This window comes from Dysgonomonas sp. PH5-45 (genome assembly GCF_029893235.1).
In the GTDB taxonomy this organism is placed as follows: Bacteria; Bacteroidota; Bacteroidia; order Bacteroidales; family Dysgonomonadaceae; genus UBA1309.
In genome coordinates this window covers 200,633-213,442 of the sequence record NZ_JARXWE010000001.1, presented here as the reverse complement: position 1 = coordinate 213,442, position 12,810 = coordinate 200,633, and the positions used below count along the sequence as shown (strand labels likewise).

12 protein-coding genes and 1 pseudogene are annotated in these 12,810 nt (G+C 41.8%); 3 read left to right on the top strand and 10 right to left on the bottom strand.

All coding sequences use genetic code 11. From position 1 onward, the window contains the following. Positions 1-14: 14 nt before the first annotated feature. The 4 genes from M2132_RS00955 to M2132_RS00940 all read right to left on the bottom strand — a co-directional run bounded on the left by M2132_RS00955 (position 15) and on the right by M2132_RS00940 (position 3,262). On the bottom strand, positions 15-383 hold the full coding sequence (locus tag M2132_RS00955; RefSeq protein ID WP_280670370.1) for an AAA family ATPase: 369 nt from the start codon (positions 381-383) through the stop codon (positions 15-17). A 240-nt stretch (positions 384-623) separates the two neighbouring features. Then, on the bottom strand, positions 624-899 hold the full coding sequence (locus M2132_RS00950; RefSeq protein ID WP_280670369.1) for a hypothetical protein: 276 nt from the start codon (positions 897-899) through the stop codon (positions 624-626). A gap of 124 nt (positions 900-1,023) precedes the next feature. Next, the gene (gene mnmE, locus M2132_RS00945; protein WP_280670367.1) at positions 1,024-2,418 is read right to left on the bottom strand and encodes a tRNA uridine-5-carboxymethylaminomethyl(34) synthesis GTPase MnmE; all 1,395 of its coding nucleotides are present in this window, start codon (positions 2,416-2,418) and stop codon (positions 1,024-1,026) included. Positions 2,419-2,563: 145 nt separating this feature from the next. Then, entirely contained in the window at positions 2,564-3,262 is a 699-nt protein-coding gene (locus M2132_RS00940) for a hypothetical protein (protein ID WP_280670365.1), read from the bottom strand. A 228-nt stretch (positions 3,263-3,490) separates the two neighbouring features. Here M2132_RS00940 and folK point away from each other — a divergent pair, with 228 nt between their 5' ends. The 3 genes and pseudogenes from folK to M2132_RS00925 form a co-directional block, all read left to right on the top strand. Then, complete coding sequence (gene folK / locus M2132_RS00935) at positions 3,491-3,985, top strand: 2-amino-4-hydroxy-6-hydroxymethyldihydropteridine diphosphokinase (RefSeq protein WP_280670363.1); 495 nt, start codon at positions 3,491-3,493, stop codon at positions 3,983-3,985. Next, positions 3,982-4,695 (top strand): monofunctional biosynthetic peptidoglycan transglycosylase, encoded by a 714-nt coding sequence (gene mtgA, locus M2132_RS00930; protein ID WP_280670361.1) that lies wholly within the window; start codon positions 3,982-3,984, stop codon positions 4,693-4,695. Before folK ends, mtgA begins: the two co-directional genes overlap by 4 nt. Before the next feature lie 108 nt (positions 4,696-4,803). Then, positions 4,804-4,985: pseudogene (locus M2132_RS00925) on the top strand (transposase); the annotation flags it as partial. Positions 4,986-5,111: 126 nt separating this feature from the next. Here M2132_RS00925 and M2132_RS00920 read toward each other — a convergent pair. The 6 genes from M2132_RS00920 to nusA all read right to left on the bottom strand — a co-directional run bounded on the left by M2132_RS00920 (position 5,112) and on the right by nusA (position 12,809). After that, positions 5,112-6,215: an IS1634 family transposase gene (locus tag M2132_RS00920; protein ID WP_280670386.1), complete on the bottom strand. Its 1,104-nt coding sequence runs from the start codon at positions 6,213-6,215 to the stop codon at positions 5,112-5,114. A gap of 9 nt (positions 6,216-6,224) precedes the next feature. Further along, positions 6,225-6,635 carry a hypothetical protein gene (locus tag M2132_RS00915; RefSeq protein ID WP_280670359.1) on the bottom strand — a complete coding sequence of 137 codons (411 nt, stop codon included), beginning with the start codon at positions 6,633-6,635 and terminating at the stop codon, positions 6,225-6,227. Between the two features lie 413 nt (positions 6,636-7,048). Continuing rightward, positions 7,049-7,882, bottom strand: coding sequence for a glutamate racemase (murI, locus tag M2132_RS00910; protein WP_280670357.1), 834 nt, complete (start codon positions 7,880-7,882; stop codon positions 7,049-7,051). Positions 7,883-7,900: 18 nt separating this feature from the next. Further along, on the bottom strand, positions 7,901-8,470 hold the full coding sequence (locus tag M2132_RS00905) for an OmpH family outer membrane protein (RefSeq protein WP_280670355.1): 570 nt from the start codon (positions 8,468-8,470) through the stop codon (positions 7,901-7,903). Positions 8,471-8,565: 95 nt separating this feature from the next. Continuing rightward, positions 8,566-11,424, bottom strand: coding sequence for a translation initiation factor IF-2 (gene infB, locus M2132_RS00900; RefSeq protein ID WP_280670353.1), 2,859 nt, complete (start codon positions 11,422-11,424; stop codon positions 8,566-8,568). Between the two features lie 128 nt (positions 11,425-11,552). Beyond that, on the bottom strand, positions 11,553-12,809 hold the full coding sequence (nusA, locus tag M2132_RS00895; protein WP_280670351.1) for a transcription termination factor NusA: 1,257 nt from the start codon (positions 12,807-12,809) through the stop codon (positions 11,553-11,555). Position 12,810: the final 1 nt, after the last annotated feature.

Genomic DNA, 12,810 nt, shown 5'->3' with positions numbered 1-12,810 from the left:
AGTAAGAAATAAAATCAGAATTGACAAGAAAGGCTATAGCTGTTTATCAAAGAGTTATATGGAAAGGTTTGGATTTTATTTAAGTTAGGATAATGAATTTCGTCTATGAAGAGGTACTTCCCACCATACTTAACAAAAGTATCTGCTAAATCGGTAAATCTGTTATCAACAAAATAAAAATCTTCAGCCGTTACATAAAGCGTTTCAGAAGGATTGAGATTTTGCTTGATATATTGAAGCACCAATGTAGTTTTTCCAACACCTCTCGGACCAATAAGTCCGATCATCCTGTTTTTCCAATTTATTTCATCGTACATATATCGAAAAAACTTGGTGTCAGTTTCTTTTATCAGCCTATTGGAATATTCAAATAACTTATCCATATTTATTTGTTTTTCACAAAGATAATCATTTTTGCACTCCAATAGTGCATTTTGTTTTGTTTTTCGCACTTTCAAGGGGCATTCATCAATCCAAGTCTAAAATTATTCGTATATTTGCCCAATAATATAGCAATGCGAAGCGTCGCAATATAAAAAAATACATTAGCGTTCACATAACCTCGAAGTAGAAAACTGGCACTTTTCACACTTTTCATGAAGAATGAGACCGATGCGCAATGTTCATGCTACACACTGTATAGCGTGGCTTGCGACCTTGCCCAGGACGGGTATGCAAACCTTTGATACCCTCGGACTCGATCGTTTTACCCAACCGTTGACGCTTGGAGCGGTCATTCCGGTCTGTTCGCCAACTTGTACGGAACTTAAACCTTCCGATTTGAGCAATACGGCGCGACAACGCATGCGAAAACAATGGCTCTCGCCCAAACGGAAACCTTGTCTTAGGGAGTTCCGTTCGAATTCGGTCAATGTCAATATATTGATCTTCATTAGCATATACATTTGGTATGCTACGAAGATACGACGGATTTAGTATATGTGAAATAATTATGAACACTTACTATTATTATCTTTTTATTGGTTCTTTTTTATCTGATATTTTCATCTTTAAAAATAGTCTTCATTTGCCGATACAAAACTTGCTAAATATATTACCAAGAATTTCGTCTGTGGATATATGGCCTGTTATTTCACCCAGATAGTGCATACATTCGCGTATATCTTGCGATAGAAAATCTCCAGAAATGTTGTTTTCCAAACCTTCCGTAACCCGTTGGATGGCCGTATAGGCATTTTGCAAAGCTTCGTAGTGACGGAGGTTTGTAACCACAATGTCTTGTTCGCCAAACTCTGGGATATTGGCTGCTGCAACCAGCATATCCTGCAATTGATCTGTTCCCTGATGGTATTTTGCGGAAATAAAGATCCGGTCAGGAATTTCATCCTTCAGCAGTTGTTCTTTTTTATCTTTGCGGTCGGCAGAAATCGCGTCTACCTTATTAAAAGCAAGGATAAGTTTTTTCCCCTCGGCCAAAGGCAATATCTTTCTGGAAAGAGAAACAGTATGGCTATCTTCCGTTTCGGCATCGGCAACCCAAAGCACAATATTTGCCTGTTCAAGCTTTTGGAAAGTACGGTCGATACCCATTGTTTCGATAGCGTCGTCCGTATCGCGGATACCGGCGGTGTCTATTAACCGGAAGGTGAGTCCTTGTATGTTTATCGTATCTTCAATCACATCACGGGTTGTACCGTGTATTTCCGAAACGATGGCTTTTTCTTCACGGAGCAACAGATTAAGCAAAGTGGATTTTCCTGCATTCGTTTCGCCAACAATGGCAACAGGGATACCCGTCTTTATGGTATTACCCAGAGAGAACGAATCGGCAAGTTTTTTTATCAATTGCGATATATTCTGAGCCGATTCTTTCAATTTATTGCGGTTTGCAAATTCTACATCTTCTTCCGAAAAATCGAGTTCAAGTTCTATCAGTGATGTGAAGTTTAATAGATCGGTGCGCAGTTCCACCAATTTGTCGCTGAAGCCCCCACGCATCTGATTCATTGCCAATCGGTGTGTAGCCGCAGAAGTGGATGCAATGAGGTCGGCCACCGATTCGGCTTGCGACAAGTCCATTCTCCCGTTCAGGAAAGCGCGTTGAGTAAATTCTCCCGCGGTAGCCAATCGGGCTCCACGATCCAGAAACAATTGCAATATACTCTGCTGTATGTATGTTGAACCATGGCACGAAACTTCTACGCTATCTTCCCCTGTAAACGAATTTGGCGACCGGAAAACCGAAACCAACACTTCATCGAGCGAAGCCCCGTCTTTTTCGATTGTCCCAAAATGGATTGTACCGGCTTTGGCCTCAACCAACCTGCGTTTATTCTTAGGAGAACGGAAAATAGAGTCGGCCAACTCAATACATCCCTTGCCTGATAAGCGAACAATGGCAATTCCGCCCACACCCGCAGGAGTGGATATAGCGGCAATAATATCCGATTTATGCATAACACTTCATTTTATTTTCAAACCAAATATACAGTTTTTTTGTTAACTACACCGAAAAGTACACTTACAAAAAAAATGGAGATGTGCTTTTATCGTGCACATCTCCACCTCTCTCAATCAAAATAATCCACACATCATGCAACACTCATCGTGTGCTATTTCCCCGTTTATTATTTCCTTTACTTGGCGATTGCTTATTATTTGCCGATCTGGAATTGTTCGTTGTCCGGCTATTATTATTCTTTATTCCGCTCTGTGTGCGATTGTTGCTGATATTTTTGTCGCGAGTGGAAGTCCCTGCGTTTGGACGAGCCTGCAATCCTTCCTTGCGATTGCCAGACTGCTGTCTGTCGTGGATGGAATATGTGTTCCGTCCATTTCCTACGCGATTATTATTGCGCCTGTCCGATTCTCTGACCCATGGCACATTGTTGTTGCGGCTGTTATGGTAACGGTTGTCTCTGCTGTTGCGGATTATCACCTGCGACCTGTTGCCCTTGTATCGACGGTAATCGTGTCTGTGACGATGGTTATGTATCCATGGGTCGCGCGTGTTCAATACTACCTTATACATCCTGAACAAATCGTAATGGTGGTACGAATAAGGCAGATATCTGGCCGATACCCAACGGCGTCCATGCCAATAATAGAATAAGCCCGTATTCACACCATAATATACGTCTATATCGGGCAGGTAATAGTAATCTACATAGTCGTACCCCACAGGCCCCCATGCCGGCTGACTGCCTATATTGATACTTATACTTACGTTTTGCGCCTCGGTTATGCCCGCATAAGACACCAGTCCGAGGGATAGGGCTATGGTTAAAATAATTCGTTTCATAATGTGTGGTTTTATCTTTGTTTATAATATATTTCAATACATCTGTCATTAGAATAGACGCTATTCATTGCAAAAAGATTAATGCGGGCATAATTATTAACATCTATTAATGATTGTCTCGCTTTTTCTTGGGAAATAATAAACCTTAGAATAGCAGTCCGTTACCGTTTTTTCTATCTTTGTACAGAAATATGTAGGAGCATACAATTCGAAAATAAAACACTAATAATGAATAATATACACGATGTGTATTTAGGTTTGGGAACAAATCTTGGTAACAAACCCGATAATATCGAGACTGCGGTGAGATTACTGGGCGAGAGTGTCGGAGAAGTGCTTGCCTTGTCTGCCCTCTACGAAACTGAACCCGAAGGATTTGTATCGGCCAACAATTTCGTAAACGCGGCATGCCTTGTTCGTACCAAGCTTTCACCCATGGAACTGCTTGAGGTTACACAACAGATTGAGCGACAGATTGGACGAACCGAAAAGTCGAAAAACGGAATACACTCCGACCGGATAATAGACATAGACATCCTACTTTATGGCGACCAAACAATCAGCCTGCCCCGACTGACATTGCCTCACCCCCATCTGCACGAGCGAGGGTTTGTTATTCTCCCTTTGGCCGATATTGCGCGCGATGTACAACACCCTGTATTGCGGAAAACAATAGGAGAACTGAAAAAAGAATATCAGACAAAAAGAGAGGATAAGCGATGAAGATTCTGAAATGGATTAGGAATATAGTGATAGGGCTGTTCATTTTCAGTATATTGCAGGTTGTGCTTGCAAAGTTTATTCCTGTTTACTACACCCCTCTGATGGTGAGCAATAACCTGAAACAGTTGTTTGATGGCAAGAAAGTAGTTTGCCAGCATAAATGGGTTCCTCTCAGCGAAATATCTCCTAAGCTTCCGCTTGCGGTAGTGGCTTCGGAAGACAATTTGTTTCTCGATCATTCGGGCTTCGACTTCAAACAGATACAAATAGCGATGGAAGAGGCCGAAAAAGGGAAGCGTCAACGCGGAGCGAGTACCATTTCGCAACAAACGGCAAAAAATGTATTCTTATGGCAGGGCAAGTCTTTTGTCCGCAAAGGATTGGAGGCTTACTATACAGTCTTGATAGAACTTATATGGGGTAAACAACGCATTATGGAAGTTTATCTGAACTCGATAGAAATGGGAGAAAACATTTACGGGGCAGAAGCCGTGGTGAGGAGTCGTTTCCATAAACCGGCAAAAGACCTTTCATCCGGCCAATGTGCTCTCATTGCAGCAACCCTGCCCAATCCTATACGCTTCAATTCGGCAAAACCTTCGGCTTATATACTGAAACGGCAAGCCAAGATACAACGGTTGATGAAACAGGTTAAACCAGTCGACTTCTCGGACAAAGACAGTAAGCCTGCACACAAAACAACAAAGTAAGCATGAAGAAAACAGGACTATTTATTATTTTTCTTATCTGTACACAAATATCAATTTATGCTCAAGCACCGAAGAAAAACCCTTTTTCAGTTTTGCGTTCGAATATACTTTGGTACGATTGCCAGAACCATACAAACTCACTATCTGAATATCATTAACTTTTTTGACAGCCGTTCTACAAATGCGCCAGTAAATCTTTCAATGCTAAAATAAAGGCTTTCAGATCTCAATTCAGAGGAGTAAGGGATAAAGCATTCTTCCTTTTTAGATTATCTAAAATTTATGCCTAAATTCAAAATCCCTCAAGTTTTTACGTTGATCCTAATCTATCAGCAAACCAATGAGTTAAGAGGAGAAAAAAGAAAAGACAGAGAGAGTTTTAACACTTCCCTCCCTGTTTTCGCCTCTGGGACACCCTACGTTTTTTTGAGTACCATTAAGTATAATTCTCTCTGCTGTTCGTCCATTGTTAGTGGGTACTGCCTAGTCTTTCCAGAAGAGGGCAACATTACATTTATTTGATATATCCTTTTAGTCAGCTCTGCAGCTTTGCTGAGTGTTATTGTGGATTTATTAGCTTTCAATATACGCTCCAATTCCAACATGATAGTATATGCTGTAAAGGATATGCAAATATGTGCTTCAATCCTGTGCCTGAGTCTATGATATATGGGACGTATTCTTAAATCCGTCTTGTTCATGCGGAAAGCCCTTTCAATAAACCACAGTTGCCGATAATTGTTTATAATCTCATCTGGTTTGAGCTTACTATTGGTCACAAAGGTTTTTATACCATCCCACCTAGCGTCTTCATTGAATTTATCATAATCGAGTTCTATCTTGACCTCACCTTCCATTCGCAAGTATTTATTGTATCCACGATTGTTGATATTGGACTTGGTCAGTTTTCCACTTACTATCTTCTTCTCCAATTTTCGGAGCCCTCGCAAACGATTCTGTAAATCTTTGTATGCCCTCTTTTGAGAAAGAGAAACAATTATACGCTGAGATTCTGTTCTTTGAATAACAGCGCTTTGTCCGTTTTGAAGCGACAACTTTAGTATTTGGGCTTGAATTTCTTTCGATTCGTTTTTAGGTCTACCTCCCAAAATATATTCGTAGTTGTTCTCCGATAAGAGGTCTATGTTCTTTTTAGAAAGAAGGCCGGAGTCTGCAATGACAATGGGTTTATTCAATTCGAAGCGATGCTGAAATTTCTCTAATACAGGAATGAGCGTATGCCCCTCAAAGATATTACCCTCAAATAAGTCGTAGCCTATGGGATTACCTCCGTAACCAACCAACAACCCCAGAAATATCTGAGGGCACTGGTGCTTTCCATATTTAGAAAAACCTGTCTTGCGAAGATCATCTTCATCGCTTGATTCAAAATAAAGAGTAGTCATATCGTAGAATACTACACCGACCTTGCCACCCAGAATGCCTTTGGTGTAGGTAAAAGTAATATCTTCAACTTCTTGTTTGAACCGATCGCTTAGCTTATCCAGAAAACGGTATATTTCTTGTATCTAGTGATTCTCGCCCAGATAGTTGCTAAGATAATCAATCGTTTTCAGCTTGCTACCGGGATTATACAAACGGGTAATGACCAGATGACGGAACAACTTGGCTTCTATTCGGTTATAACCAATTTTATCAAATAGCCGGCCGTAAATTAGCTCTGGACCTATCACTTGTATTTGATTGTTGCTAATGGAAGAAAGAATATGTTCATAGTTGGACTCTTCCTCGTCGGTAAACAATTCCAAATTTCCCTCTAACTGTTTTAAGGCAGAACGAGCCTTGAGCATCAAAACGGAAAGCTCCTGCTCGCTCTTTCCTGAACCGATACTCTGAACAACCTTATAACGACCTTCGGATTTACTGATGATCTGGATGCTGATACTGCCGGATTTGTTACGCTTTTGACGAATAAACATGTGCAAATTTAAGGCGGGACACCCAAACAAGCAAATTCAAAAAAAAATAATTAACTGAAAATCAGAAGATTGAAAAAATAATTAAAGACATTGTCGAAAACAGGAAAATGGGCACAAGCCAAAAGTATCAGACGGAAGTTTGGATACTCAATTCAAGAACTTTTTATTTGTGCAAATATATGACGCTTTATTATGATTTAACTATAGTATCGAAGAAAAATACAATCCACATAGCCCCATTATATTGAGGTTTCTATTCGTGAAAAAAACAATAAATATCAACGAAATCAACACTGTCAGCCCCATAAAAATGGGGAATAAACCAAATCCGGTAACAGTAAAAACTCCAACCCCTATCAATATCCAATAAGTAATACAGAGAATGAATAATATTTTATCTTTTAAGATCATTTCTAACCCAGATTTATTCTTTTGGCTTCGATATTTTCGTCGAGGAAGATAGAAGCATTGCCCGTAAACCTTTCGGGGGCTTCGGTGGTGAAGTATTGGGTTTGGCCGTTTTTTGTGCAGAACTGTTCTATTTCGGGATGCCTTATCAGATAGTTTTCGAGGCTTGCGGCCACATACTCTCCCTGCGATATGATATTAACTCCCTGCGGAATGTAAGTTCTTATTTTGTCCAAAAGAAGGGGATAGTGTGTACAGCCCAGAATTATGGAATCGATAAGAGCGTCTTTATTGAAAAGATTATCCAGATTTTTCTTCACAAAATAATCGGCTCCTTCGTTCCGGTATTCGTTATTTTCGACCAAAGGAACCCACATAGGGCAAGCTTCGCCTGTAACAACCATATCGGGGTGCAGTTTTTCGATCTCTATCCGATACGACCCCGATTGTATAGTGCCTAAAGTACCTAAAACCCCAACATGGCGGCTTTGCGACAAAGAGCCTATAACCTCGGCCGTGGGGCGGATTATGCCCAGCACCCTTTTGTCGGGATTCATCTTCGGTAAATCGTTTTGTTGGATAGTACGCAAGGCCTTTGCCGAAGCTGTATTGCAAGCAAGTATAACGAGGTTGCACCCTTCGTCGAAGAGAGTCTCAACAGCCTGACGGGTGAACTCGTACACTACATCGAACGATCGTGAACCGTAAGGCGCACGCGAATTATCGCCCAGATAAATGTAATCGTATCCCGGTAAGCGTTTTTTTATTTCAGATAAGATGGTGAGTCCACCGTATCCGGAATCGAACACTCCTATCGGGCCGGCTTTTTGCAATGGCATCGCTATCTGTTTTTTTAGTTATCTTCTAACACCCAACTTTGCTTTAACCAAGGCTGTGGCATTTACAGCTTTGGGTGTAACAAAAGCGATTGCAGGGTTGGCAAGGTCGTAGATACAAACAAAATTGTTTTCTATTCCTACTGCTTCGATAGCTTCTTTCACTTTTTGCCGAAGCGGTTCTATCTGTTGCTGTTCTTGGCTCTCTATATCTTCTTGGGCAACCACCATAAAGGCGTTGATATTTTTTTCAAGTTCAAAAAGCTCTTGCATACGACGTAGTTTGATGCTTTCGGACATCGACTCCTGATAAGTCATAAAGTCGGAATATTTTTTGTTGTAATCGCTTTGCATCACCCCTAATTCATCTTTGTATTTTTGGTTAAGCTCTGCTATTGCTTTTGTGGCTGCTACTTTTTCCGGAATAGCCTCCAATAGTTCAATAGAGTTTACATAGGCAACTTCACCATACATAGCTGTAAGCGCAGGGGTAGCAGCTTTACTGTGACTTTCTGTTTGCGCATGGAGTAGCCCCATAAAGACAGATGCTAAACTAAAAGTAACCGCCAATAAAAATATTCTTTTTGCCATAAACGAAAGTATATAATATCTATAACTGAATACAACAAAAGCATATCACTATTGACAAATATAGTAACATGCTTTTGTCAAAAAAATATTGTTCTTTATAATGTTTTCTTAACTTCTATTTCTTCAAATGCTTCTACAATATCGCCAACTTTTATGTCGTTGTAGTTGTGTATATTAAGCCCGCATTCGTATCCCGATGCAACTTCTTTCACATCGTCTTTGAAACGTTTCAGAGAACCAAGCTCGCCCGAGTAAACAACAATACCGTCGCGTATGAGGCGAATCTTGTTCGACCGCTTAATCTTACCTTCTTTAACCATACATCCGGCCACTGTTCCCACTTTGGTAATCTTAAATACTTCGCGGACTTCAACATTAGCCGTAATTTCTTCTTTGATTTCGGGCGACAACATTCCTTCCATTGCCGATTTAACCTCTTCGATGGCATCGTAAATGATTGAGTAAAGACGAATCTCAACACCTTCGTTCTCTGCCGAGCGGCGTGCTGCGGCTGAAGGCCGTACTTGGAAACCGATAACGATAGCATCCGAGGCTGCAGCCAGCGTGATGTCCGATTCCGAAATCTGCCCCACAGCTTTGTGGATAACATTTACTTGTATCTCTTCGGTCGATAGGCGTATCAAAGAGTCGGATAGGGCTTCGACAGAACCGTCCACGTCTCCCTTAACAATAACGTTCAACTGTTGGAAGTTACCGATAGCAATACGGCGGCCTATATCGTCGAGCGTAAGTATTTTCTGTGTACGCAAACCTTGTTCGCGTTGCAACTGCTCGCGCTTGTTGGCTATCTCGCGTGCCTCTTGTTCTGTTTCCAGTACGTGAAACATATCTCCGGCTTGCGGTGCGCCATTCAGACCAAGTATCAGTGCCGGAGCTGCCGGAGCTGCTTCGTCTATACGTTGGTTACGCTCGTTGAACATGGCTTTTACACGGCCAAAGTATGTTCCCGCCAAAACTATATCGCCCTGTTTGAGCGTTCCGTTCTGTACGAGTATGGTCGAAATATATCCGCGTCCTTTGTCGAGCGACGATTCTATAATAGAGCCTGTTGCCCGTTTATTAGGATTGGCTTTCAGCTCCAGCAAATCGGCTTCGAGCAATACTTTTTCGAGCAACTCGTCTACACCGAGACCTTGTTTTGCAGAAATGTCTTGCGATTGGTATTTTCCACCCCATTCTTCAACAAGATAGTTCATGCTGGCAAGCGTTTCTTTTATCTTTTCGGGATTCGCTCCCGGTTTATCTATTTTATTGATTGCAAAAACGATAGGCACACCTGCCGCTGAAGCATGGTTTATGGCTTCGGTTGTTTGCGGCATGACGTTATCGTCGGCAGCAACAATAATGATGGCGATGTCTGTCACCTTTGCTCCACGAGCACGCATGGCTGTAAAAGCCTCGTGACCCGGTGTATCGAGGAAGGTGATGCGACGGCCCGATTTCAGTTTCACGTTATAGGCTCCGATATGCTGGGTGATACCCCCGGCCTCGCCTGCGATAACGTTTGTTTGGCGTATATTGTCGAGCAAGGAAGTTTTACCGTGGTCAACGTGCCCCATCACTGTAACGATAGGCGCGCGTGCTTCCAAATCTTCCTCCAAGTCTTCTTCTTCGGCAATGGCCTCAACAACCTCCGCGCTCACATATTGAGTTTCGAATCCGAATTCTTCGGCAACAATGTTGATTGTTTCGGCATCCAGACGTTGGTTTATAGACACCATCATGCCTATACTCATACAGGTGGATATAACCTGAACAACAGGTACATTCATCATGTTCGCAAGATCGTTGGCTGTTACGAACTCCGTAATTTTCAATATCTTGCTTTCTTGTTCTTGTTGCTCAAGCTCCTCTTGGTAACGTTGCGAAATAGCATCACGTTTATCCTTCCGATATTTTGCTCCTTTGCCCTTGTTACCTTTGCTGGTAAGTCGCGCTAAGGTTTCCTTTATCTGTTTTTGTACGTCTTCTTCGGTAACGGCGGCTTTTGTTATGAGCGGTTTACGCTGGTGTCCACCGGGACGTTGTTTGTCGCGCTGTCCCTGACCTGCTGCTCCACCCGAAACACCTTTTTCGATATCGACTTTACCTTTCTTTATACGGTTACGTTTTTTCTTTTTAACGTCATCATCGTCTTCGGCCGAAGTTTTCTTCTTTGCCTCTTCGCCTGTTTCCTTTTTCAGAAGCTTAACGGTATTTTCTTTTACCTTTTTGGGGTCTGAAAGCTCTTTTTCGAGGCGTTCTTTCTTCTTCTCGGCTTTTGTCTTTTTTGCCGGACGAGTTTTATCGTTGATTGCGCTTAGGTCGATAGAACCTTTAACAACAATGTTCGATTTTATGGAAGGATTGTTCAGTCTGAAAACTTCGTTTTCATTCCCATCGGCCTCAGCAACAGCTTCGGTAGGAACCTCCACGGTGCTTGGCTGAGTATCTTCGACCGTTTCCGTTGTTTCTTCTTTTACCGGAGCGGCTTCTTCCATAGGTGGTTCATTGTCCTGCGGAGCGGGAGTTTCGGCAACGGGTTTTTCTACCTCGGCTTCTACCTTTTCTTCCACAGGTGCGGCTGCTTTTTTAGGCTTGTTCAGGCTGTCGAGGTCTATCTTGTCCACTATTTGCACATGAGGTTTGATGTCATCAGGTATCTCCGTTTTAATTTCTTCAACCACAGGAGCCTCCGGTTCTTTATCCTCATAGCCCTCTAAGGCAACAACTGTTTCGGACTTTTTGTCTTTTTTCAGCTCTTTATTGCGATCAGAGTCTTGTTTCAGCTTTTTGTCTTTTCCAAATTCGGCAATAAGCAAATCGTACTGTTCATCGTTAATCTTAGTGTTTGGGTTTGACTCAACGTCGAATCCTTTGTTCTGCAGGAATTCAACAAGGCTGCTGATTCCTACATTCAAATCTTTGGATATTTTTATTAATCTTATAGACATATATAAATTTTAAATCATGAAAAAATGAACAGTATCCTCTCGGTAACGATGACAGAAACTATTTGCTTTTAAAAATTTGCGCCTAACTCTTACAAAAGTATTAAGAAAACACAAAATAAGCAAACATGTTACTCTTCATCCTCAAACTCTGCACGGAATATGGCAAGTATTTCGTCAACAGTGCTTTCTTCGAGGTCTGCTTCGTTTATTAATTTATCGCGGTCGGTAGCCAATACGTTTTTGGCGGTAACGCAGCCAATACTTTTCAGCTGGTCGATAACCCAACCGTCTATTTCGTCACGGAATTCATCCAAATAGATATCTTCCTCGTCAAAGTCGTCTATATCCCTATACACGTCTATCACATAGCCTGTAAGCATGCTGGCCAGTTTTATATTCAACCCGCCTTTACCGATGGCAAGCGATACTTCTTCGGGACGGAGAAATACTTCCGCACGCTTTGCCTCTTCGTCCAACTTTATATTGTTGATCTTGGCCGGACTCAATGCACGCTGTATGTACAGGTTCATGTTAGAGGTATAGTTGATGATGTCGATATTTTCGTTGCGCAACTCACGTACGATGCCGTGTATACGCGAGCCTTTCATCCCCACGCAAGCACCTACGGGGTCGATACGGTCGTCGTACGATTCTACTGCAACTTTTGCTCTTTCGCCTGGGATACGGGCAATGCTTTTTATGGTAATCAGCCCGTCGTTTATTTCAGGTACTTCAAGTTCGAACAAACGTTCCAAGAAAACGGGCGATGTTCTTGAAAGAATAATCTTAGGATTGTTGTTCTTGTTTTCAACACGGGCAACAACAGCTCTCACATGCTCGCCTTTACGGAAAAAGTCGCTCGGAATCTGTTCTGTTTTAGGCAAAAGCAACTCTTCTTTCTCGTCGTCTAACAGAAGGATTTCTTTTTTCCAGATTTGGTAAACCTCGCCCGAAACGATTTCGCCTACCTTTTCGCTATATTTGTTGTACAAACTGTCTTTTTGCAGTTCCAATATTTTTGAAGAAAGCGTTTGGCGCAGATTCAATATAGCGCGGCGGCCGAAGTCCTCGAAAAACACTTCGTCGGTAACATCTTCGCCAACTTCAAAATCGGAATCTATTTTTTTTGCATCCGAAAGAGATATTTCGATATTTGGATCTTCCAGCTGATCGTCTTCTACAACAGTACGGTTACGCCATATTTCCAAGTCGCCCTTGTCGGGGTTGATAATAACGTCGTAATTTTCGTCTGTGCCGAACATCTTAGCAATAACATTGCGGAAAGAATCTTCCAAAACACTGATCATGGTCGATCGATCTATGTTTTTCAGTTCCTTAAATTCCGAAAAAGTATCGATCATGCTTATAACTTCTTTCTTAGCCATA